General features: G+C 65.8%; 19 protein-coding genes. 17 read left to right on the plus strand and 2 right to left on the minus strand.

Translation table 11 applies throughout. The annotated features are described in order from the left end of the window. Positions 1–91 precede the first annotated feature (91 nt). The 16 genes from tsf to ABB25_RS05285 all read left to right on the plus strand — a co-directional run bounded on the left by tsf (position 92) and on the right by ABB25_RS05285 (position 19,734). On the plus strand, positions 92–976 hold the full coding sequence (tsf, locus tag ABB25_RS05210) for a translation elongation factor Ts (protein ID WP_057664661.1): 885 nt from the start codon (positions 92–94) through the stop codon (positions 974–976). A gap of 147 nt (positions 977–1,123) precedes the next feature. Next, a complete protein-coding gene (locus ABB25_RS05215; protein WP_057664662.1) occupies positions 1,124–2,632 on the plus strand; it encodes a GGDEF domain-containing protein in 1,509 nt (502 codons plus the stop codon). Positions 2,633–2,741: 109 nt separating this feature from the next. Next, positions 2,742–3,470, plus strand: a complete 729-nt coding sequence (pyrH, locus tag ABB25_RS05220; protein ID WP_057664664.1) for a UMP kinase — start codon at positions 2,742–2,744, stop codon at positions 3,468–3,470. An 82-nt stretch (positions 3,471–3,552) separates the two neighbouring features. Next, on the plus strand, positions 3,553–4,110 hold the full coding sequence (gene frr, locus ABB25_RS05225; RefSeq protein ID WP_057664668.1) for a ribosome recycling factor: 558 nt from the start codon (positions 3,553–3,555) through the stop codon (positions 4,108–4,110). A gap of 13 nt (positions 4,111–4,123) precedes the next feature. After that, positions 4,124–4,870: a polyprenyl diphosphate synthase gene (uppS, locus tag ABB25_RS05230; protein ID WP_057664669.1), complete on the plus strand. Its 747-nt coding sequence runs from the start codon at positions 4,124–4,126 to the stop codon at positions 4,868–4,870. Further along, positions 4,867–5,688, plus strand: coding sequence for a phosphatidate cytidylyltransferase (locus tag ABB25_RS05235; RefSeq protein ID WP_057664671.1), 822 nt, complete (start codon positions 4,867–4,869; stop codon positions 5,686–5,688). Before uppS ends, ABB25_RS05235 begins: the two co-directional genes overlap by 4 nt. A 1-nt stretch (position 5,689) precedes the next feature. Further along, complete coding sequence (locus ABB25_RS05240) at positions 5,690–6,883, plus strand: 1-deoxy-D-xylulose-5-phosphate reductoisomerase (protein ID WP_057664674.1); 1,194 nt, start codon at positions 5,690–5,692, stop codon at positions 6,881–6,883. A 28-nt stretch (positions 6,884–6,911) separates the two neighbouring features. Continuing rightward, complete coding sequence (gene rseP / locus ABB25_RS05245; RefSeq protein WP_057664676.1) at positions 6,912–8,264, plus strand: RIP metalloprotease RseP; 1,353 nt, start codon at positions 6,912–6,914, stop codon at positions 8,262–8,264. Between the two features lie 78 nt (positions 8,265–8,342). Continuing rightward, positions 8,343–10,769, plus strand: coding sequence for an outer membrane protein assembly factor BamA (gene bamA / locus ABB25_RS05250; protein ID WP_057664678.1), 2,427 nt, complete (start codon positions 8,343–8,345; stop codon positions 10,767–10,769). A gap of 119 nt (positions 10,770–10,888) precedes the next feature. Next, on the plus strand, positions 10,889–11,902 hold the full coding sequence (gene lpxD / locus ABB25_RS05255; RefSeq protein ID WP_152981053.1) for a UDP-3-O-(3-hydroxymyristoyl)glucosamine N-acyltransferase: 1,014 nt from the start codon (positions 10,889–10,891) through the stop codon (positions 11,900–11,902). Then, positions 11,899–12,357, plus strand: coding sequence for a 3-hydroxyacyl-ACP dehydratase FabZ (fabZ, locus tag ABB25_RS05260; RefSeq protein WP_057664682.1), 459 nt, complete (start codon positions 11,899–11,901; stop codon positions 12,355–12,357). Before lpxD ends, fabZ begins: the two co-directional genes overlap by 4 nt. A 22-nt stretch (positions 12,358–12,379) precedes the next feature. Beyond that, entirely contained in the window at positions 12,380–13,171 is a 792-nt protein-coding gene (lpxA, locus tag ABB25_RS05265; protein ID WP_057664684.1) for an acyl-ACP--UDP-N-acetylglucosamine O-acyltransferase, read from the plus strand. Further along, entirely contained in the window at positions 13,168–14,331 is a 1,164-nt protein-coding gene (gene lpxB, locus ABB25_RS05270) for a lipid-A-disaccharide synthase (RefSeq protein WP_057664686.1), read from the plus strand. The genes lpxA and lpxB overlap by 4 nt, the downstream gene beginning before the upstream one ends. Then, positions 14,331–14,978 carry a ribonuclease HII gene (locus ABB25_RS05275; RefSeq protein ID WP_057664688.1) on the plus strand — a complete coding sequence of 216 codons (648 nt, stop codon included), beginning with the start codon at positions 14,331–14,333 and terminating at the stop codon, positions 14,976–14,978. Before lpxB ends, ABB25_RS05275 begins: the two co-directional genes overlap by 1 nt. Positions 14,979–15,098: 120 nt before the next feature. Then, on the plus strand, positions 15,099–18,689 hold the full coding sequence (gene dnaE / locus ABB25_RS05280; RefSeq protein WP_057664689.1) for a DNA polymerase III subunit alpha: 3,591 nt from the start codon (positions 15,099–15,101) through the stop codon (positions 18,687–18,689). 85 nt (positions 18,690–18,774) lie between these two features. Then, complete coding sequence (locus ABB25_RS05285; protein ID WP_057664692.1) at positions 18,775–19,734, plus strand: acetyl-CoA carboxylase carboxyltransferase subunit alpha; 960 nt, start codon at positions 18,775–18,777, stop codon at positions 19,732–19,734. A 22-nt stretch (positions 19,735–19,756) separates the two neighbouring features. On the opposite strand, the gene ABB25_RS05290 is transcribed toward ABB25_RS05285, so the two are convergent. Continuing rightward, positions 19,757–20,701 (minus strand): hypothetical protein, encoded by a 945-nt coding sequence (locus ABB25_RS05290; RefSeq protein WP_152981034.1) that lies wholly within the window; start codon positions 20,699–20,701, stop codon positions 19,757–19,759. An 83-nt stretch (positions 20,702–20,784) separates the two neighbouring features. Between ABB25_RS05290 and ABB25_RS05295 the strand changes: the two genes are divergently transcribed. Then, positions 20,785–21,348, plus strand: coding sequence for a DUF922 domain-containing protein (locus ABB25_RS05295; RefSeq protein WP_057664696.1), 564 nt, complete (start codon positions 20,785–20,787; stop codon positions 21,346–21,348). Positions 21,349–21,358: 10 nt separating this feature from the next. On the opposite strand, the gene ABB25_RS05300 is transcribed toward ABB25_RS05295, so the two are convergent. After that, positions 21,359–21,814, minus strand: a complete 456-nt coding sequence (locus ABB25_RS05300) for a CopD family protein (RefSeq protein WP_057664698.1) — start codon at positions 21,812–21,814, stop codon at positions 21,359–21,361. Between the last annotated feature and the right edge of the window lies 1 nt (position 21,815).

Genomic DNA, 21,815 nt, shown 5'->3' on the forward strand with positions numbered 1-21,815 from the left:
GCCCTTGAAAGCCGGGTGCTGCACGGAACTGCAACACAGGCCGGCGACACTGACGCCGGCCTACCCATTTCAAATCCCCGAGGTAATTCCCATGGCAGAAATCACCGCCTCCCTGGTCAAGGAACTGCGCGAGCGCACCGGCGCCGGCATGATGGAGTGCAAGAAGGCACTGGCCGAAAACAACGGCGACATCGACGCTTCGGCTGAAGCCCTGCGCAAGTCCGGCGCTGCCAAGGCCGACAAGAAGGCCGACCGCGTGACCGCCGAAGGTCGCGTTGGCGTGGCTTCCGAAGGTGGCAAGGCCGTCCTGGTCGAAGTCAACTCCGAAACCGACTTCGTTGCCAACGACGTCAACTTCAAGACCTTCGTCGACACCGTCGCCCAGGCCGCCCTGGCCTCCGGCGCTGCTGACGTGGAAGCCCTGAAGGCCGCCGCCTTCGGCGACGGCGTGACCGTTGAAGAAGCCCGCACCGCCACCATCCAGAAGCTGGGCGAGAACATCCAGATCCGTCGCCTGGTCAAGGTCGAAGGTGCCAGCACCATCGGCAGCTACGTCCACACCAACGGCAAGATCGGTGTACTGGTCGAGCTGAGCAACGGTTCGGACGAGCTGGCTTCGGGCCTGGCCATGCACGTGGCCGCGATGAACCCGCCGTACAACAAGGCCGCTGACGTTCCGGCCGAGTACATCGCCAAGGAAAAGGAAATCGAACTGGCCAAGATGTCCGACAAGGACAAGTCCAAGCCGGCCGAAATCCTGGAAAAGATCATGGCCGGCAAGACCGCCAAGATCGTCAACGACGTGACCCTGTACGGCCAGAGCTATGTGCTGGACAACGACGGCCGCACTGTTGAAGCCGTGGTCAAGGCTGCTGGCGCCGACGTCATCGGCTTCACCCGCCTGGTCGTCGGCGAAGGCATCGAGAAGGTGCAGGAAGACTACCTGGCCGAAGTTGCCAAGGCCATGCAGGTCTAAGCAACAGCGACTGACGCTACCGTTACAGCAAAAAAGCCGCGGCCATCCGCGGCTTTTTTGTGCCCAAAAACATGATATCGGTCACAAGACCTGCTTTATCGGGCGCATTTTTGTATCCTACGAAAACAAACACTCCATGAACGGCCGATGTCGCCCGAGCTGACCCAAGCAGTACTGCTGTGCCGCAACCTGCCCACACCGGCCGGCATCGCCATGCGCATCATCGCCCTGGCCCAGGATCCGGATGCCGAGCTCGGCACCGCCGCCGAACTGATCGCAATGGATCCGGCACTCAGCGCAAGGATCCTGCGCCTGGCCAATTCACCGCTGTTTGCCAATCGCCGCCGGATTGACAACCTGCAGCAGGCGATCAACAAGCTCGGCCTGCACCCTACCCTGCAGATCGCCCTTGGCTTCAGCCTGTTGAGCAACCTGCGGGGCGATGCAAGCCTGCACAGCGCCCACGAACGCATCTGGCGGCGCAGCCTGATTGCCGCAGTCGCCGCCCGCGCCCTGGGCGAGGCACTGAACCTGCAGCAGCCCGACGCATTGCTGCTGGCAGGACTGCTGCAGGACATCGGCGGCCTGTTCCTGATGCAGAGCCAGCCGGAGCTGTACCAATCCCTCAGCACACAGGCCACCGGCGACAACCAGCGCCTGCTGGCGCTGGAAAACACGCATTTTGGCACCGACCACGCCGCGATCGGTGCCGAACTGGCCCGGCAATGGAATCTTCCGGCGTATCTGGTCGATGCCATCGCCGGCAGCGAAACGCCGCCCACGCCCGCTACGGACACCTTCCTGCGCTGCGTCCATGCCTCCGGCAGCCTGGCCGACATCTGGCTCGATGGCCCCGGAGCACAGCCGGCGCAACAGCGCCTGGCCGCAGCCTGCGGACTGGACCAGGAGGCACTGACGGAGGTGTTTGCACGGGTGGCGCAACTGCTGCCCGATGCAGCCAGCGTATTTGAAACCGTGCTGCCCACGCCCGAGCATGTGGCGGCCCTGCTGCAACAGGCCCGGGAAATCCATGAGCTGCGCCAGCTGCGCCAGAGCCAGCTGGCCGAGGAGGCATTGCAGCAACGTTCCGAGGCCCTGGAAAGGCAGGCGATGGAATTGAGCACGATGGCCAGCCGCGACTCCCTTACCGGCACCATCAACCGCGGCCACTTCGACAAGATCCTGCTGACTGCCTTCGACCACGCCATCCAGCGCCAACAGCCACTGTCGGTGGCCTTCATCGACCTGGACGACTTCAAGAAAATCAACGACCGCCACGGTCACCTGATTGGCGATGATGTGCTCAAGAGTGTTGCCCAGCACCTGGAAAGCCGGGTGCGCACGATCGATACCGTGGCCCGCTTTGGCGGCGAGGAGTTTGTCATCATCTTCCCGGACACCGCACTGGACAGCGCCAAGGCCACCATCGACCGGGTGCTGCACAGCCTCAGCGCCCAGCCGGTGGCCGAGATCGATGGCCAGATGCTGCACGTGACCTTCTCCGCCGGCATCGCCTGCCACCAGCCCCTGCAGCCGTTCAACTCGGCGCGCAGCCTGCTCGATGCGGCCGACCGCGCCCTGTACCAGTCCAAGGACCGGGGCCGCAACCGGGTCGTGGTGCATGTCCAGGAACACATTCCCGTGCCGCAAGCCTGAATGCGGCCAGCGGCACAACGCCGCAGGGCGGGCTCGATTGCAATCCAGCCATCCGGCCGCGCATGGCTTCCGGTAGAATCTGCGGGTAATCCCGTCTTCTGAGGTCCTTATGTCCAAGCTCGCCTATCGCCGCATCCTGCTCAAACTGTCCGGGGAGGCGCTGATGGGAGATGAGGACTACGGCATTGACCCGAAGATCATCCACCGCATCGCCGCCGAGGTGATGGAAGCCCAGCAGGCCGGCTGCGAAATCGCGCTGGTGGTGGGTGGTGGCAACATCTTCCGCGGCGCCGGCCTGGCTGCTGGCGGCATGGACCGGGTCACCGGTGACCACATGGGCATGCTGGCCACGGTGATCAACGCCCTGGCCATGCAGGACGCGCTGGAAAAGCTCGGCGGCAAGGCCCGCGTGATGAGCGCGATCAAGATCAATGACGTGTGCGAGGACTACATCCGTCGCCGCGCGATCCGCCACCTGGAAAAGGGCCGGCTGGTGATCTTCGCCGCCGGTACCGGCAACCCGTTCTTCACCACGGACTCCGGTGCGGCGCTGCGCGCCATCGAGATCGGCGCCGATCTGTTGCTCAAGGCCACCAAGGTGGACGGCATCTACAACAAGGATCCGAAAAAGCATCCCGATGCCGTGCGCTATGACACCCTGACCTACGACGAGGTGATCAACAACGGCTTGGAAGTGATGGACACGGCCGCCTTCGCCCTGGCCCGTGACAGTGACCTGCCGCTGCGCGTGTTCGACATGAGCCAGCCGGGCGAACTGCTGCGCATCCTGCAGGGCGAGCCGATCGGCACCCTGGTGCGTGGTCGTAATCACCACTGAGACGTAACCCCTGCCGACAGCCCCTTGCTGTCGGCTTGGCCTATAATCGTGCGCTTTTCAGCACCTGCCAGGAATCCAGACAATGCTCAATGAAATCAAGCAAGACGCGCAGGCGCGCATGGGCAAGAGCATTGATGCCCTCCGCCATACCCTGACCACGATCCGCACCGGTCGCGCATCGCCGGCGCTGCTCGACGGCATCCGCGTCAAGGCCTATGGCAGCGACACCCCGCTCAACCAGGTTGCCAGCATCGCCGTGTCCGAAGGCCGCTCGCTGGTGATCACCCTGTTCGACAAGAACATGATCAAGGACGTGGAAAAGGCGATCTACGCCTCCGATCTGGGCCTGACCCCGACCGTGATGGGCACCGTGATCCGCCTGAACCTGCCGCCGCTGACCGAAGAACGTCGCCGTGACCTGACCAAGCAGGTGCAGAAGGAAGGCGAGGAGTCCAAGGTTGCCGTGCGCAACATCCGCCGCGATGCCAACCAGGCCGTGAAGGACCTGCTCAAGAGCAAGGAAATCACCGAAGACGACGTTCGCCGCAGCGAGGACGAGATCCAGAAGATCACCGACAAGGCGATCAAGGACATCGACGAGGTCGTCAAGCACAAGGAAGCCGAGTTGATGGCTGTCTGAGCCGGGAACGCTCATGACTGTCCCTCTGCCCCGCCACGTTGCCATCATCATGGATGGCAACGGCCGCTGGGCCCAGCAGCGTTTCCGCCCGCGGGTGATCGGCCATCGCGCCGGTGCCCGCGCGGTGAATTCATGCATTGATTTCTGCATCGCGCGCGGTATCGGCGCGCTGACCCTGTTTGCCTTCTCCAGCGAGAACTGGGGCCGGCCAAGCCAGGAAATCGATGCATTGATGAAGCTGTTCCTGGGCGCACTGGAACGCGAAGTTGCCGAATTGCACCGGCGCGGCGTGCGTATCCGTTTTATCGGCGAACGCAGCCGCTTTGCCGAGGCCATCAGGCAACGCATGACCAATGCCGAGACCCTGACCGCCGGCAACCAGGTGCTGCAGCTGTCCATCGCTGCCAGTTATGGCGGCCGCCAGGACATTGCCGAGGCCGCGCGCGCGCTCGCGCGCGAGGTGGCTGCCGGCCGCCTGGACCCGGAGGCGATCGACGAGACCCTGCTCGGCGCGCACACCGCCCTGAGCGATCTGCCGGCACCGGACCTGTTCATCCGTACCGGCGGTGATTTCCGGATCAGCAACTTCCTGCTCTGGCAGCTGGCCTATACCGAACTGTGGTTCACCCAGACCTTGTGGCCTGATTTTGACCAGGACCTGTTCCAGCAGGCCCTGGATGACTATGCGCGCCGCGAGCGCCGTTACGGCCTCACGAGCGCACAGGTTGCCTCCGGCCAACAGGAGAGCACCCCGCTATGACCAAGACCCGCGTTATCGCCGCCCTGATCATGGCGCCGGCCGCGATTGCGGCAATCGTGCTGCTGCCGACCAACTGGCTGGCCGCTGCCGCCGCAGTGATCTTCCTGACCGGGCTGTGGGAATGGCTGCGCCTGGCCGGTATCGATGGCCTGCCGCGCACCATCCTGCTGACCCTGAACCTGCTGCTGATGGTGCTGCTGGTCTGGGCAGCGGCCGGCGATGCCGCGCTGTACCAGCTGACCAGCCTGATCGGCATCATCGGCTGGGTGGTCGGCCTGGCCTGGCTGCGCTTCCCGCGCGCCGGCAGTGGCCAGGGCAGCGGCGGCCGGATGGCCAAGCTGCTGGCCGGCAGCTGGGCGATCATCCCCGCCTGGGCGGCCTTGATTTCCCTGCACATGCAGGGCAGCAGTGGCCCGCTGTGGCTGCTGACGGCACTGGCCACGGTGTGGGCGGCCGACTCAGGGGCTTACTTCTGTGGCCGCGCCCTGGGCAAGCACAAGCTGGCACCGACCATCAGCCCGAACAAGACCTGGGAAGGGCTGTTCGGCGGGGTTGCCGCCGGCATTGTGATCGCCCTGGTCTTTGGCCAGATTGCCGGCATCCAGGGCCAGGACCTGCCGGGCCTGATCCTGGTGGCCCTGTTCACCACGCTGGTCTCGGTGGAAGGCGACCTGATCGAGAGCCTGCTCAAGCGCCAGGCCGGCGCCAAGGATTCGGGCACCCTGATCCCGGGTCACGGTGGCGTCCTGGATCGTATCGATGGCGTACTGGCCGCGCTGCCGGTATTTGCCATCGGCAAGGAAATTGCGGGTTTCTGACATGCACCAACAGCACTACCAACGGGTCGCAGTGCTTGGCGCCACCGGCTCCATCGGCACCTCGGCACTGGATGTAATTGCCCGCCACCGGCAGCAGATGCGCGCCAGCGTGCTGGTGGCCGGCAGCAACGTACGCGGGCTGATTGCCCTGTGCGCCAGCCATCGTCCCGACCATGCGGTGATCGCCAACCCCAGCCAGTACGCGGACCTGCGCGATGGCCTGGCCGCTGCCGGCCTGGACACCCAGGCACACGCCGGCGAAGCGGCCATTGCCGCGCTGGCGGCGTCTGACAGCTGCGACACCGTGGTCGCTGCCATTGTCGGTGCGGCCGGCCTGGCCTCGACCCTGGCCGCGGCTAGGGCCGGCAAGCGCCTGTTGCTGGCCAACAAGGAGTCACTGGTCATCGCCGGGCACCTGGTGATGGCAGCCGCGCAGCAGGCTGGCTGCGAGATCATCCCGATCGACAGCGAACACAACGCGATCTTCCAGTGCCTGCGCTCGCGCGATGCCTCGCCCGAGGCCGGCGTGCGCAAGATCATCCTGACTGCTTCTGGCGGCCCGTTCCGCGGCTGGAGCGCGGCACAACTGGCCGATGTCACCCCGGCCCAGGCGGTTGCCCATCCCAAGTGGCGCATGGGGCCAAAGATTTCGGTCGATTCGGCCAGCCTGATGAACAAGGGCCTGGAGGTCATCGAAGCCCACCACCTGTTCAACATTCCCAGCTCGCGCATCGAGGTGGTCGTGCACCGGCAGAGCCTGGTGCACTCGCTGGTGGAGTTCATCGATGGTTCGCTGCTGGCCCAGCTCGGCCTGCCGGACATGCGCACCAGCCTGGCCGTTGGCCTGGGCTGGCCACAACGCATCGACTCCGGGGTCAGCGGGCTGGACCTGCTGACCCAGGGCCAGCTGGATTTCGAAGCCCCCGACCGCAAGGCCTTCCCGTGCCTGGACCTGGCCTGGCAGGCGATGGAGGACGGAGGCATCGCCCCGGCCGTGCTCAACGCCGCCAATGAGATCGCGGTGTCGGCCTTCCTCGGCGGCAACATTGGCTTTGCCGGCATCCCGGTGGTGGTGGAACAGGCCCTGGCCGCGGTGACCGACGGCCAGGCTGACAGCATCGAAGCCCTGCTCGATGCCGACCTGCGCGCCCGACAGGCGGCCAGCAGCGCCATTTCCAGCCTCTCCAACGGGTGAAGCCGGTGAGCACAGGGAGTACCCCGCAATGATGGATCTGCTCGGCTCGATCTGGTGGATGGTTGTCAGCCTGGGCATCCTGGTGACTTTCCACGAATTCGGCCACTACTGGGTCGCACGCCGCTGCGGGGTGCAGGTGCTGCGCTTTTCGGTCGGTTTTGGCCGGCCGCTGTGGATGCGCCGCAATGCCGCCGGCACCGAATTTGCCATTGCCAGCATTCCGCTGGGCGGCTACGTCAAGATGCTCGACGAGCGCGAGTACGAAGTGCCCGCCGGGCAGCGCCAGTACGCCTTCAACAACAAGAGCGTCTGGCAACGCATCGCCATCACCGCTGCCGGCCCGGCCGCCAACCTGCTGCTGTGCATCGCCCTGCTCTGGCTGGTGTTCGTGATCGGCCGGCAGGATTACTCGGCCACGCTCGGGGTCAGCACTGGCCTGGCGGCTGAAGCCGGGCTGGGCCAGGGCAGCCGGATCGAGCAGATCGACGGGCGCCGCATCACGACCTGGTCCGAGGCCACGATGGCACTGACCATGGCCGCGATGGATGGCCGCGACGCCAGCGTGCAGCTGCGCCAGGCCGATGGCAGCAGCAGCCAGCGGCAACTGCCGCTGTCGCGCCTGCCCGAAGGTTTCGATGAACGCCAGGTCACTGCACTGGCCGGCCTGAACTGGGCCTTCATGGCCGTGCCTGCACGCATCGGGCAACTGGTGCCCGGCGGCGCTGCCGAAGGCGTGCTGCTGCCCGGCGACCTGATCCTGGCCATCGATGGCCAGCGGGTGGAGGATGCCAGCCAGGTGCCGGCATTGATCAACCAGCTCGGTACCGCCGGCCATCCGGGGCTGATCGAGGTGCAGCGCAGCGGCCAACGTCTGGCACTGGAACTGAGCCCGCAGCAGGACCGCAGCCAGGCCGACAACCCGCGCTGGTTGCTGGGGGTGCAGTTTGCCGCGGTGCCAATGCCCGAACATGACGCCAGCCAGCGCTACGGCCTGGTCGCAGCGTTGCCGGCGGCCTTGCGCGAAACCGCCCGGCTGGCTGCCGACACGCTGGGCATGATGCGCCGGCTGGTCACCGGCAATGCCTCGCTGCAGAACATCTCCGGCCCGGTCACCATTGCCCGCGTGGCCAATGCCTCGGCCAAGCGCGGCGTCGACTGGTTTGTCTATTTCCTGGCGCTGATGTCGTTGAGCCTGTGCATCATCAACCTGCTGCCGATCCCGATCTTGGACGGCGGGCATCTGCTGTATTACCTTATTGAATTGGTCAAGGGCAGCCCGCTGAGCGAGAAGTCCATGGCTCTGGGTCAAAGTATCGGTCTGGCGTTGTTGGCCGGGCTGATGGGGCTGGCGTTTTACAACGACATCCTTGGCCTGTTCTGAACCCAGAACTTTTCTGGCCTGGCACGGTCTCAACCGCGGCAAGCCTGTACCACGATAACGACTCCAACCGGACGTGACATGACGCGACTTCCTCATCGCCGCCTGCTAGCCCTCGCCCTCGCCGCTGGCCTGAGCGCCCCGGCACTGGCTTTGGCCGCCGAGCCCTTCACCGCGAGCGACATCCGCGTCGACGGCCTGCAGCGCATTGCTGCCGGTACCGTTTTCACCTACCTCCCGGTGGAGCGTGGCGACCGCATTGATGACGCCAAGATCGCCGACACCGTGCGCGCCCTGTACCGCACCGGCTTTTTCGAAGACATCCGGCTCGATCGCCAGGGCGACATCCTGGTGGTCACCGTGCGTGAGCGGCCCTCGATCAACAAGCTGACCGTCACCGGCAACAAGGACATCAAGACCGAGCAGTTGATGGCCGGCCTGAAGGACATCGGCCTGACCGAAGGCGGCACCTTTGACCGCCTCAGCCTGGACCGCGTGACCCAGGAACTGCAGCGCCAGTACAACGACCGCGGCAAGTACACCGTGTCGATCACCCCGACCGCCAGCCCGCTGGACCGCAACCGCGTCGATGTGACCCTGGCCATTGAAGAAGGCAAGGCCGCCAAGATCCGCCATATCAACCTGGTCGGGACCGAGAAGTTCGATTCGGAGGAAATCCTGGAGCAATGGGAATCCAGGGAAAGCAGCTGGGCCTCCTGGTACCGCCGTGACGACCAGTACTCCAAGGAAAAGCTTTCCGGCGACCTGGAAAAGCTCAATTCCTGGTACCTGGACCGTGGCTATGTCGATTTCAGCATCGACTCCACCCAGGTGGCGATCAGCCCGAACAAGCGCGACATGTTCATCTCCACCAGCATCACCGAGGGCGAGGAGTACAAGATCTCCGAGATCCGCGTCACCGGTGACACCGTGCTGCCGCAGGAGGATGTCGAGCGCATGGTGATCCAGAAGGCCGACCAGGTGTTCTCGCGTGGCCTGCTGGAATGGAGCGCCGATGCGATCACCAATTCGCTGTCCAACATCGGCTACGCCTTTGCCAAGGTCAACCCGATCCCGACCCCGAACCGTGCCGAGCAGACCGTTGCAGTCAACATGCAGGTCGTCCCCGGCCCGCGCGTGCAGGTGCGCCGGATCGAGTTCCGCGGCAACAGCCGCACCTCCGATGAAGTACTGCGCCGCGAAATGCGCCAGTTCGAGAACGCCTGGTATTCGCAGGCGGCAATCGACCGCTCCAAGATCCGCCTGCAGCGCCTGGGCTTCTTCGAATCGGTCGAGGTCGAAACCCCGGCCGTGCCCGGCTCGGCTGACCAGGTCGACGTGGTCTACACGGTGAAGGAAACCACCTCGGGCCAGTTCACCTTCGGCCTGGGTTACTCCCAGTCCTACGGCATGACCACCTCGATCCAGCTGTCGCAGAACAACTTCCTCGGCGGCGGCAACCGGGTCTCGGTTGATGCCTCGCGCTCCAGCTATCTGCAGCGCTACGGCTTCTCCTACACCAACCCGTACTTCACCGACGACGGCATCTCGCTGGGCTACAACCTGTCCTGGCGCGAGCTGGACTACAGCGATTTCAACACCGCCCAGTACAACAGCACCAACGGTTCGGCCCAGGTCGTGTTCGGGGTGCCGATCACTGAAAACGACACCGTCTCGGTGATGTTCGGCATCGATTCCAACCAGATCACCACCTACCAGGGTTCAACCCCGCAGACGATCATCGATTACATCGATGCCATCGGCACCCGCACCTTCAAGAGCTGGCGCGCCGAGGCCGGCTGGGCACGCGATACCCGCAACGACTACTTCATGCCGACCCGCGGCACCTACCAGCGCATCGGCCTGGAGGCAACCCTGCCCGGCTCGACCGTGGAGTACTACAAGCTCAACTACCAGTTCTCCAAGTACTGGCCAGTACACCGTGCGCTGGTGCTGAACACCCGCGTGGACCTGGGCTACGGCGACAGCTATGGCAAGGACATCAGCCGCACGATCTGCTGGAACGACGTGCCGGCCACCGATACCAGCTACGGCTACTCCGATGTGGTCGATTGCGCCGGCGCCTACCAGAACAGCAAGACCGTGACCGCTTCGGGCCTGCCGTTCTTCGAGAACTTCTACGCCGGCGGCACCAACTCGGTACGCGGCTTCGAGGACAACACGCTGGGGCCGCGCTCGGAAGCAACCTCGTACTACTACGAGGGCCAGCCGCTGGGTGGCGCGGTCAAGACCGTCGGCTCGATCGAAGCCTACTTCCCGACCTTGTTCGACAGCCCTTCGGCACGCGTGTCGGCCTTCATCGACGTCGGCAACGTGTTCAGCTCGACCAACGAAGCCAAGGCCAAGGAACTGCGCGCCTCGGCCGGCGTGGCCCTGCTCTGGCGCGCCCCGGTGGGCCCGATCTCGATCAGTTACGCCTTCCCGCTGAAGAAGGAAGACGGTGACGAAATCGAACGCCTGCAGTTCAACTTCGGTGGCCAGTTCTGATCGATCCACCCTGATCCGTACCCCAACGCATTGATCTGCAAGACCCGCAAGGCCCGGCACGTCCGGGCCTTGCCATGACCGCTGTGATCTATCCGGCTACACTTGCCCGCGTGAATACCATTTCCTATACCGCATCCGAGCTGGCCCAGCGCTTCGGGCTGGAACTCCATGGTGACGGCGACACCGCCGTAACCGGCGTCGCCACCCTGGCCCATGCTGGCCCCGGCCAGCTGAGTTTTCTGGCCAACCCGCGCTACCGCAGCCAGCTGGAAGGCAGCCAGGCCGGCATCGTTGTACTGCGCGCCGAGGACGCCGCGCATGCACCGCACGCCGCGCTGATTGCCCGTGACCCGTACACCAGCTACGCCCGGATCAGCGCGCTGTTTGAAAAGCTGCCGCAGCGCACTGCCGGCATCCATCCCAGCGCGGTGATCGACCCGGCTGCACAGGTCGCCGACAACGTGCACATCGGTCCGTTTGTCAGCATCGGCGCCGGCTCGGTGATCGAGGACGGCGCGGTCATCGGTGCCGGCTGCGTGATCGGCGAGGACTGCGTGGTCGGTGCCGGCAGCGAACTGATTGCCCGCGTCACCCTGGTGGCCCGGGTACGCCTGGGCAAGCGCGTGCGCATCCATCCCGGCGCCGTGCTCGGCGCAGCCGGCTTCGGCCTGGCGATGGAGGCCGGACGCTGGGTAAACGTGCCGCAGCTGGGCGGTGTACGCATCGGCGATGACTGCGAGATCGGCGCCAACACCTGCATCGACCGCGGCGCGCTGGAAGACACCGTGCTCGATGAGGACGTGCGGGTGGACAACCTGGTGCAGATCGCCCACAACGTGCAGATCGGCGCCCATACCGCCATCGCCGGCTCCACCGGCATCGCGGGCAGCGCGAAAATCGGCCGCTACTGCCTGCTCGGCGGCGCGGTTGGCGTCGTCGGCCACCTGGAAATCTGCGACAAGGTCGTGGTCACCGGCAAATCAGTGGTGCGCAATTCGATCACCGAGCCGGGCGAGTATTCCTCGGGCACCCCGCTCACCGACAACCGTACGTGGCGCAAGAATGCGGCCCGTTTCAAACAGCTCGACACGATGGCACGCAAACTCGGCGCCATCAGCAAGGAGAAGGAATGAGTTCCCAGATTCAGTTGCCGATCGACGTTGCCACCATCCAGACGCTGATCCCACACCGCTATCCGTTCCTGCTGGTGGACAAGATCACCGCACTGGACATCGAGGCCAAGAAGATTGTCGGCGTCAAGTGCGTCAGCAACAACGAGCCGTATTTCCAGGGCCATTTCCCGGGCAGCCCGATCATGCCCGGCGTGCTGATCATCGAGGCGCTGGCCCAGGCCGGTGGCGTGCTGACCCAGCTCTCGCTCGGCCGTGATGCGCAGTCCAAGCTGTTCTACCTGGTCAAGGTGGACAACGTGCGTTTCACCAAGCAGGTGGTCCCGGGCGATGTGCTGGAACTGCATGTGGAAGTGAAGCGGATGATCCGCAACATGGCCGTGTACTACGGCGAGGCCAAGGTCGACGGCGAGGTGGTCGCCTGCGCCGAGGTCCTGTGCGCAGGAACCCGTGGCTGAGCATGTATTCCCGGAGTCATCGATGAGCGAGCATTCCCCACTGATCCACCCCTCGGCGGTGGTCGATCCCGGCGCCCGCCTGGGCAACAACGTCCGCGTCGGCCCGTTCAGCTACATCGGGCCGGAAGTGGTGATCGGCGATGACACCGAGGTGGGGCCGCACTGCACGATCCACGGCCCGACCACCATCGGCCGTGGCAACCGCTTCATCGGCCACGCCGCCATTGGTGGCGAGCCGCAGGACAAGAAGTTCAAGGGTGAGCGCAGCGAGTTGATCATCGGCGACCGCAACGTGGTGCGCGAGTTCGTCACCATCAACCGCGGCACGCTCACCGGCTCGGGGGTAACCCGGGTCGGCCACGACAACTGGTTCCTGGCCTATGTGCACATCGCCCATGACTGCGTAGTCGGTGACCACTGCGTGTTCTCCAACAACACCACCCTGGCCGGGCATGTCACCGTCGGCAACTGGGTGATCATCAGCGGCTTTGCCGGTGCCCACCAGTTCTGCCGGATCGGTGACCATGCCTTCCTCGGCATGGGGGCGCTGGTCAATGGCGATGTGCCGCCGTTCACCATGGTCGGCAGCGACTCGCTCGGCCGCCCGCGCGGGATCAACTCCGAAGGCCTCAAGCGCCGTGGCTTCGCCCCGGACCGGATCAGCACGATCAAGCGCGCCTACCGCACCCTGTACGTGGCCGGGCTGCCGCTGGCCGAGGCCAAGTCCCAGCTGTCGCTGCAGGCCGAAGCCAGCGACGATGTCCGCGAGATGCTCGAGTTCATCGAGCAGGCCGAACGCCCGTTGCTGCGATGAGTGTGCAGCAGCGGCCGTTGCGCATTGCCCTGGTAGCCGGTGAAACCTCTGGTGATGGCCTGGGTGCCGGGCTGATCGCGGCCCTGCGCCAGCACCATCCGGATGCCGAGTTTGCCGGCATCGCCGGCCCGGCAATGCGCCAGGCCGGCTGCCAGGCCTGGTTCGATGCCAGCGAACTGGCCGTGATGGGGCTGACCGAAGTGCTGCGCCACCTGCCACGCCTGCTGCGCCTGCGCAAGGCATTCCGGCAGCGCGTGCTGGACTGGCAGCCGGACGTGTTCATCGGTATCGACGCGCCGGATTTCAACCTGCCGGTGGAGGCCTGGCTGAAGGCGCGCGGCATCACCACCGTGCATTACGTCAGCCCCTCGGTCTGGGCGTGGCGGCAGAAGCGTGCGCAGAAGATCGGCAACAGCGCCGACCGTGTGCTGTGCCTGTTCCCGATGGAACCGGCGATCTATGCCCGGCATGGCGTGGATGCGCGCTTTGTCGGCCATCCGATGGCCGATGCGATTGCGCTGCAAACCCCGGCCGCGCCCGCCCGCCAGCAGCTGGGAATCGGGCCCGAAGCACGGGTGCTGGCCGTGCTACCGGGCAGCCGCCAGGGCGAAATCGCCCGTCTCGGCGAGCCGTTCCTGGCCGCCGCCGCGCAGCTATGCGCCCGCTACCCGCAGCTGCAGGTACTGGTCCCGGCCGCCAGCCCGGCCTGCCGCGCGCAACTGGAGCCGCTGCTGGCGGCCGAGCAGCTGCCAGCGCAGCGCGTGCAGTTACTCGATGGCCAGGCCCGCCTGGCAATGGAGGCGGCCGATGTGGTCCTGCTCGCCTCGGGCACGGCCACCCTGGAAACCATGCTGGTCAAACGGCCGATGGTGGTCGGTTACAAGGTTGCCCCGCTCACCGCCGGCCTCGTGCGCGCGCTGGGTCTGCTCAAGGTCGATCGTTTTGCCCTGCCCAACGTACTGGCCGGCAAGGATCTGGCCCCGGAGCTGATGCAGGAACAGTGCACCCCGGCCGCGTTGGCGGCAGCCGTGGCGCACTGGCTGGATACTCCGGCGGCGGTGGCAGCACTGCAGCACGACTACCTTGCCCTGCACCAGCAGTTGCGCCGTGATGCCAGCGCCAGCGCTGCAGCCGCCGTGCTGGACCTGGTCCGACGCTGATGGCCACCCGCAAGCGCGCTGCTGCCGCGAGCCTGCCGCTGTTTGCCGCCGACAGCGCCGATCCCGGCCTGCCCGGCCCGGTGGCCGGGGTCGATGAAGCCGGCCGCGGCCCGCTGGCCGGCCCGGTCGCGGTGGCCGCGGTGGTGCTGGATCCCGCCCGCCCGATCGCCGGCCTGAATGACTCCAAGCAGCTGTCCGAGGCGCGGCGTGAAGCCTTGTACCCGCAGATCATCGAACATGCCGCCGCCTTCCATATCGTGCTGGTCAGCGCGGCGCAGATCGACCGGCTCAACATCCTGCAGGCCACCTTCCAGGGCATGCGCCAGGCCGTGGCCGGGGTCGCCCACGTGGCGCGCAGTGCGCTGATCGATGGCAACAAGGTGCCGCCCGGGCTGTGCCTGCCGGGCCAGTTCCTGATCGGCGGCGATGGCAAGGATGCCGCCATTGCCGCGGCCTCGATCCTGGCCAAGGTCAGCCGCGATCATTACCTGCTGCAGCTGCACCAGCGCTACCCGCACTACGGCTTTGACCGCCACAAGGGCTATGGCACCGCCGTCCATCTGCAGGCGCTGGCAGAACACGGCCCCTGCCCCGAGCACCGGCACAGTTTTGCCCCGGTGCGGCAGGCGGCAATGAAGCCGGCCTGAGTCGGCTCACATCCAGCGCTTTGGCGCTACCCTAGACAACCTGCCCTCGTGCGCCGTCGATGCGGCGCCGGGGCCCCGTTTACCGGCTGCCCGTCCGCGGGCACCGCACTGCGTACCGGCATGACCTACAGCAACCGCTTCGTCCACCTGCATATCCATACCGAATACTCGATGGTCGATTCGACCATCCGGGTACCGGCCAAACCCGATCAGGCAGATCCGAAGAAGGCCAAGCAGGCCAACCTGCTCTCGCGCGCGGTGGAAATGGGCATGCCGGCGCTGGCGGTCACCGACCTGTCCAACCTGTGCGCGCTGGTCAAGTTCTACAAGGCCGCCCAGGGCGTGGGCATCAAGCCGATTGCCGGTGCCGATGTGATGGTCACCGAGGAGGGCCAGGCCCCCTGGCGGGTGACCCTGCTGTGCCGCAACCGCGATGGCTACCTGAGCCTGTCACGCCTGCTCAGCCGCGGCTGGCTGGAAGGCCACCACAACGATGGCGGCATCGCGGTGCATCCGGACTGGCTGCGTGAGCACAACGGCGACCTGTTCGCACTGATGGGCCGGCAGAGCCTGGCCGGGCGCCTGGCGCTGAGCGGGCGCACCGATCTGGCCAGCCAGCAGCTGGCCGACTGGCAGGCTGTGTTCGGCGACCGCCTGCATCTGGAATTGACCCGCACCGGCCGTGAGGGCGAGGCCGCCTTCATCAGCTTCGCGCTGCAGGCCTCGGCACAACGCCAGATCGCGCTGGTCGCCAGCAACGATGTGCGCTTTTTGTCGCCCGATGACTTTGAAGCGCACGAAGCGCGGGCCTGTATTTCCTCCGGCCGGGTACTGGATGACCCCAAGCGTCCGCGCGAATACAGCCGCGAGCAGTACCTGAAATCACCCGAGGCGATGTGCGAGCTGTTTGCCGACATCCCCGATGCGCTGGAAAACACCGTGTTGCTGGCCCAGCGCTGCAACCTGGAAATGCGCCTGGGCACCTACTTCCTGCCCGACTACCCGGTGCCCGAAGGTGAGGACCTCAACAGCTGGATCCAGGCCGAAGCGCGCCGTGGCCTGACCGAGCGGCTGGAAAAGAATCCGCTGGCCCCGGGCAAGAGCCGCGAGGACTATTTCGAGCGACTGGAATTCGAGCTGGACACCATCATCAAGATGGGCTTCCCCGGCTACTTCCTGATCGTTGCCGACTTCATCCAGTGGGGCAAGAACCAGGACATCCCGATCGGCCCGGGCCGAGGCTCCGGTGCCGGCTCGCTGGTGGCCTGGGCACTGAAGATCACCGACCTGGACCCGCTGCCCTACAACCTGCTGTTCGAGCGCTTCCTCAACCCCGAACGCGTGTCGATGCCCGACTTTGACATCGACTTCTGCATGGACCGGCGCGAAGAGGTCATCGACTACGTCGCGCGCAAATATGGCCGCGACAAGGTCGGCCAGATCATCACCTACGGCACCATGGCGGCCAAGGCGGTGGTGCGTGATTCCGGCCGCGTGCTCGGCTTCCCCTACGGCCTGGTCGACGGCGTTTCCAAGCTGATCCCCAACATCCTGGGCATCGGCCTGAAGGATGCGCTGGGCCGCGGCAAGCAAGGACCGGATTCGGAAATGGCCAGCCCCGAGCTGATCGCGCGCTACCAGAACGAGGAGGATGTGCGCGACCTGATCGACCTGGCGCTGCAGCTGGAAGACCTGACCCGCAACGCCGGCAAGCACGCCGGTGGCGTGGTCATCGGCCCGGAACCGCTGCACGAGTTCTGCCCGCTGTATGCCGAACATGATGAAGGCAGCCGCGGCAAGAACCCGGTCACCCAGTTCGACAAGAACGACGTCGAAGAAGTGGGCCTGGTGAAGTTCGACTTCCTCGGCCTGCGCACGCTGACCATCATCGACTGGGCGGTCAAGGCCATCAACCAGCGCCGCGCCGGCCAGGGCCTGCCGCCGGTGGACATCAGCCAGATCCCGCTCGATGACGAGGCCACCTACCGCACCATCTTTGCCAACGGCAACACCGGCGCGGTATTCCAGTTCGAATCCTCGGGCATGCGCCGGCTGCTGAAGGATGCACGCCCTGACCGCTTCGAGGACCTGATCGCACTGGTCTCGCTGTACCGCCCCGGCCCGATGGACCTGATCCCCTCCTTCAACGCGCGCAAGCACGGGCAGGAAGAGATCATCTATCCCGATCCGCGCACCGAAGCGATCCTGAAGGACACCTACGGCATCATGGTGTACCAGGAGCAGGTGATGCAGATGGCGCAGATCGTCGGCGGCTACTCGCTGGGCGGCGCTGACCTGCTGCGCCGTGCGATGGGCAAGAAGGTGCCGGCCGAAATGGCCAAGCACCGCGAGATCTTCCGCGAGGGCGCGGCCAAGGGCGGCGTGGACGGCACCAAGGCCGACGAGATCTTCGACCTGATGGAGAAGTTCGCCGGCTATGGCTTCAACAAGTCGCACGCCGCCGCCTACGCACTGGTCTCCTACCAGACCGCCTGGCTCAAATGCCATTACCCGGCCGAATTCATGGCCGCGACCCTGTCTTCGGACATGGACAACACCGACAAGGTGGTCGGTTTCCTGGCCGAAGTGGACCAGCTCGGGCTGACCGTGCTGCCGCCCAAGGTCAATGCCTCGGCCTTCATGTTCCAGGCCAGCGACGCGCGCACCATCCGCTACGGCCTGGGCGCGATCAAGGGCGTCGGCCAGGGCGCCTGCGAGGCGGTAGTGGCAGAGCGCGAACGCGCCGGCACCTATCGTTCGCTGCTGGATTTCTGCACCCGCTGCGAATCGGCCAAGCTCAACCGGCGCACGCTGGAGGCGATGATCAATGCCGGTGCACTGGATGACCTGGGACCCAACCGCGCCTCGCTGACCCTGCAGTTGCCCGAGGTGCTCAAGGCCACCGACCAGCTGGCCCGCGAGCGCGCTTCCGGCCAGGTCTCGTTGTTTGGCGCACCCGACCCGGTCAGCACCGCCGCCCAGCTGGACCTGCCCGAATGTGCCGAGTGGCCGCTGGGCCAGCTGCTGGCCGCCGAGCGCGACACCCTGGGGTTCTACCTGTCCGGCCATCCTTTCGATACCCATGCCGCTGATGTCCGCGACCTGGTGCCCAATGACCTGGGCGGGCTGGAGAACCTGATTGCCCCGGCCCGCCCGGCACGCGATGGCGAAAAGCGCGCCTGGCGTGCCGAATCACCGGTGGTGCTGGCTGGCCTGGTCACCGGCGTGCGCCGCAAGGGCGACAGCCAGGTTTTCGTGACCCTGGAAGACGGCCGCGGCAAGGTCGAATGCAGCACCTTCTCCGATGGCATCGCCGAGTTCGGCCACCTGCTCGTCAAGGACCGGGTGCTGGTGGTCAAGGGCGGCCTGCGCGAGGACGAATTCAATGGCGGCTATGCACTGCGCCTGCGCCAGTGCTGGGATTTTGAGCAGGTATGCCGCGATTATGCCGCGCGCATGCAGCTGCGCGCCGACCTGCGCCAGGCCGACAGCTGGCCGCGGATCAGCGCACTGCTTGCTGCCGCCCGTCCCGGCCGCACTCCGCTGCGGCTGGACCTGATCGTTGGCGATGAGCATTCGGCGGTGGCCGGCATGCTGGACCTGCCTGCTGCCGGCGCGGTGACCGTTTCGCCCACCCTGCTGCAGCAGCTGCGCAGCGATCCGGCCATTGTCAAACTGCAGGTGCGCTACAGCCCGCCATGGCAGCAGTAACCTCCACCGGGTTTTCCGCACGCCCTCGTACGGGGTGTCTTCACACCATCAGCTACACTCCCCTTTTTCAACCGGTTGATTGCCGATGAATCCGAACTACCTCGACTTCGAGCAGCCCATTGCCGACTTGGAAGCCAAGATCCAGGAACTACGCAACGCCTCGACTGGCCCGGCGGTCAACGTCGAAGCCGAAGTCAATGCATTGAGTGACAAGCTGCGCAAGCGCACCGCGCTGATCTTCCGCGACCTGACCCCGTGGCAGGTATCGCAGCTGGCACGCCACCCGCAGCGCCCCTACACCCTGGATTACATCCGCATGTTCTGCGACGAGTTCCAGGAGCTGGCCGGCGACCGCGCCTATGCCGATGACAAGGCCATCGTCGGCGGCCTGGGCCGCATCAACGGCCGGTCGGTGATGATCATCGGCCACCAGAAGGGCCGTGACACCCGCACCAAGGTCGCGCGCAATTTCGGCATGCCGCGCCCGGAGGGCTACCGCAAGGCCCTGCGCCTGATGAAGATGGCCGAGCGCTTCAACATCCCGCTGCTGACCTTCATCGACACCCCCGGCGCCTACCCGGGCATCGGTGCCGAAGAACGCGGCCAGTCCGAGGCCATCGCCCGCAACCTGCTGGAGATGTCGGAACTGAAGATCCCGGTGATCTGCACCGTGATCGGCGAGGGCGGCTCCGGCGGCGCCCTGGCCATCGGCGTCGGCGACCGCACCTTGATGCTCCAGTACGGTACCTACTCGGTGATCAGCCCGGAAGGCTGCGCCTCGATCCTGTGGAAGGATGCCGGCCGGGCCAAGGATGCGGCCGAACAGCTGGGCCTGACCGCGCCGCGGCTGAAGGCTTTGGGGCTGGTGGACAAGGTGGTGCGCGAGCCCACCGGTGGCGCCCACCGCAACCCGCAACAGATGGGCAAGCGCCTGAAGGCCGTGCTGCTCAACGAGCTGGAGGCGCTGGAACAGATGCCGCTGGAAGAACTGCTGCAGCGCCGCTACGCGCGCCTGCGCAGCTACGGCGCTTACGAAGCCGCCTGAAGTCTCTGACGCTTCGTGCTTCTCACAGGCCGGCCGCAATGCCGGCCTGTCGTATTACCGGCCGCCACGGGCCTTGCACGGGCCAGCGACCTTCCTGCGCGGTTGGTGGCCGGTACGGTGGACGCCCCGGCAATCGGTGCCCATACAGCCCAGAGTCTTCTGCCGCCTTGGGGATTGCCGGGTCAACACCCATCTGCAGCCAGGGCTGTTGGCCGAGGGTGCGATCCAGCCGAGCGGACAACGCCGCCAATCCCTGCTCAGGCTGCCTGTAATACGCCTTGTCGTGGAAAAGCACATCGGCCATCAACTGCAGCAGGTAAGCAGCGGTTGCCGCATCGCCAGGAGCCAGAATCCACCCGCACTGACCCTGCTGACGTATCACCACTGTCATGGGATCCAGCAGCATGAGGCCGTCAAGCGACGGCGCTTCCAACCAGGCCAGCTGTCTGGAAACACTGCGGGACACGCTATCTGCCAGTGCCGGCGGGATTCGCGTTTCCGTTCGCCATGCTCCCGGCGCATCGCGCAGGTTACCGCCCATCCACCATTGAGCCACGATCGGCTGGTCCAGCCAGGCCTCGCGCCAGTCATACACACCCTGCTCACGCCACGCGCCATCCATCCACGGAGGCGGCGGTGGAACCGGCGAGAAGCGGTAGCCCACGCTGCCGCGTGCCCGCTGCAATTGGCCATCAGCCAACAGACGCAACCCGTAGGGTTTGTCGAAAGGAGGATGGAAATCGATGGCCAGCGCACCTGCTGGCAAGCTGCCCGCGGCTGCCGCAACAGGGCCGGGGCAAGGCCACAATCGCGTCTGCCCATACTGGATGGGCTTGGCCATCCGCACCGCCTCTGGGTTGACCGTCCAGCTCTGGGCAGACGACCAGATCACCGAGGACACCAGGATCAGGCAAGCAGGCACGGCCCAGGCAAGAATGCGGTCAACACGCAAGTGCGATGTCTTCATGGCCCTGATCATCCCATGCCGCCCGGCAAGCAATCCGACCCGGCCCGTGCGATGCTCGGCTTCCCGCCCGGCAAGGAGCGCCGATGCCTGCATGTACCGCCACCCTGCTGAGTGTCACCCTGGCCTGCGCCAATGGCAGCCTGATCCGCGAATCGGTCGAGTACTACCCGGTCCGCGGCAAGACAGCCACCGAGTTGACCGCCAGCATGGCCAGCAATGGTCCACGCCATCCCCGTGGTCGCAATGCCTGGGGACTGACCGAGTGGGAATTGCGCTTGCATTACCAACTGGAACAGGTCGACGGGCAATGCCACCTGCGCGCGCCCCGGCTCGAGCTGGCTTTGCGCATTGTCTTGCCGCAATGGCGGGCCACTGCCGGTGCGGCGCCCGGATTGCGCCAACAATGGCAGCAGGCACAACGGCAGATCATTGCCCACGAACTTGAACACCGACGCCATGCCCACCTGGCCACTGCCGATGCCCAGCGGCAATTGCTGCAGCTACCGCCAGCCCCCAGCTGCGCCCTGGCCGACCGTCAGGCACAGGTCGTCCTGCGCACAGCCAGTCAACAGGCCCGCAGGGCCAGCCTGCAATTCGACCTCGACAGTGATTACGGTGCCCGCAGCGGGATTGGCCTGCAGCCCTGAGGCAGGTCGCTCAGAACGGCTTGGCCAGCACCAGCCAGACCACCACGATGAACAGCAGCAACGGCAGCTCGTTGAACCAGCGCAGTGCGCGCGAGGACGGCAGTGCACGCCCGGCCGCAGCCGCCTTTACCCAGCGCCCGGTAACGATGTAGTAGACCAGCAGCAGGGCCACCAGGCCCAGCTTGGCATGCAGCCAGCCGGCCGCGCCGCTGACCACCATGGTCGGGAAGTCCGCGATCACGTGGTAGCCCAGCCACAGCACCAGACCCAGCAGGAAGGCCAGGCCGAACATCACATGGCCGAAGCGGTACAGGCGGCGCCCCATCAGGCCCAGGCGTTCGCCCACCGCCGGCTGGCCGGCAGCCTCGGCCTGGTTGACCAGGATCCGCGGCAGGTAGAACACCGCCGCCATCCAGGCAGTCATCATCACGATGTGCAGGGTCTTGACCCAGAAATAAGCTTGCATG

The organism is Stenotrophomonas koreensis, from assembly GCF_001431525.1.
Taxonomy (GTDB): Bacteria; Pseudomonadota; Gammaproteobacteria; order Xanthomonadales; family Xanthomonadaceae; genus Stenotrophomonas; species Stenotrophomonas koreensis.

What these genes read in the sequence shown, in the direction of transcription:
- fabZ (WP_057664682.1), top strand. Translation starts at nt 11,899, where the DNA reads ATGAGTTCCCAGATTCAGTTGCCGATCGACGTTGCCACCATCCAGACG.
- ABB25_RS05285 (WP_057664692.1), top strand. Translation starts at nt 18,775, where the DNA reads ATGAATCCGAACTACCTCGACTTCGAGCAGCCCATTGCCGACTTGGAA.
- dnaE (WP_057664689.1), top strand. Translation starts at nt 15,099, where the DNA reads ATGACCTACAGCAACCGCTTCGTCCACCTGCATATCCATACCGAATAC.
- ABB25_RS05235 (WP_057664671.1), top strand. Translation starts at nt 4,867, where the DNA reads ATGACCAAGACCCGCGTTATCGCCGCCCTGATCATGGCGCCGGCCGCG.
- lpxB (WP_057664686.1), top strand. Translation starts at nt 13,168, where the DNA reads ATGAGTGTGCAGCAGCGGCCGTTGCGCATTGCCCTGGTAGCCGGTGAA.
- ABB25_RS05215 (WP_057664662.1), top strand. Translation starts at nt 1,124, where the DNA reads ATGTCGCCCGAGCTGACCCAAGCAGTACTGCTGTGCCGCAACCTGCCC.
- ABB25_RS05240 (WP_057664674.1), top strand. Translation starts at nt 5,690, where the DNA reads ATGCACCAACAGCACTACCAACGGGTCGCAGTGCTTGGCGCCACCGGC.
- ABB25_RS05290 (WP_152981034.1), bottom strand. Translation starts at nt 20,701, where the DNA reads ATGAAGACATCGCACTTGCGTGTTGACCGCATTCTTGCCTGGGCCGTG.
- pyrH (WP_057664664.1), top strand. Translation starts at nt 2,742, where the DNA reads ATGTCCAAGCTCGCCTATCGCCGCATCCTGCTCAAACTGTCCGGGGAG.
- ABB25_RS05295 (WP_057664696.1), top strand. Translation starts at nt 20,785, where the DNA reads ATGCCTGCATGTACCGCCACCCTGCTGAGTGTCACCCTGGCCTGCGCC.
- ABB25_RS05300 (WP_057664698.1), bottom strand. Translation starts at nt 21,814, where the DNA reads ATGCAAGCTTATTTCTGGGTCAAGACCCTGCACATCGTGATGATGACT.
- uppS (WP_057664669.1), top strand. Translation starts at nt 4,124, where the DNA reads ATGACTGTCCCTCTGCCCCGCCACGTTGCCATCATCATGGATGGCAAC.
- lpxA (WP_057664684.1), top strand. Translation starts at nt 12,380, where the DNA reads ATGAGCGAGCATTCCCCACTGATCCACCCCTCGGCGGTGGTCGATCCC.
- tsf (WP_057664661.1), top strand. Translation starts at nt 92, where the DNA reads ATGGCAGAAATCACCGCCTCCCTGGTCAAGGAACTGCGCGAGCGCACC.
- frr (WP_057664668.1), top strand. Translation starts at nt 3,553, where the DNA reads ATGCTCAATGAAATCAAGCAAGACGCGCAGGCGCGCATGGGCAAGAGC.
- bamA (WP_057664678.1), top strand. Translation starts at nt 8,343, where the DNA reads ATGACGCGACTTCCTCATCGCCGCCTGCTAGCCCTCGCCCTCGCCGCT.
- ABB25_RS05275 (WP_057664688.1), top strand. Translation starts at nt 14,331, where the DNA reads ATGGCCACCCGCAAGCGCGCTGCTGCCGCGAGCCTGCCGCTGTTTGCC.
- rseP (WP_057664676.1), top strand. Translation starts at nt 6,912, where the DNA reads ATGATGGATCTGCTCGGCTCGATCTGGTGGATGGTTGTCAGCCTGGGC.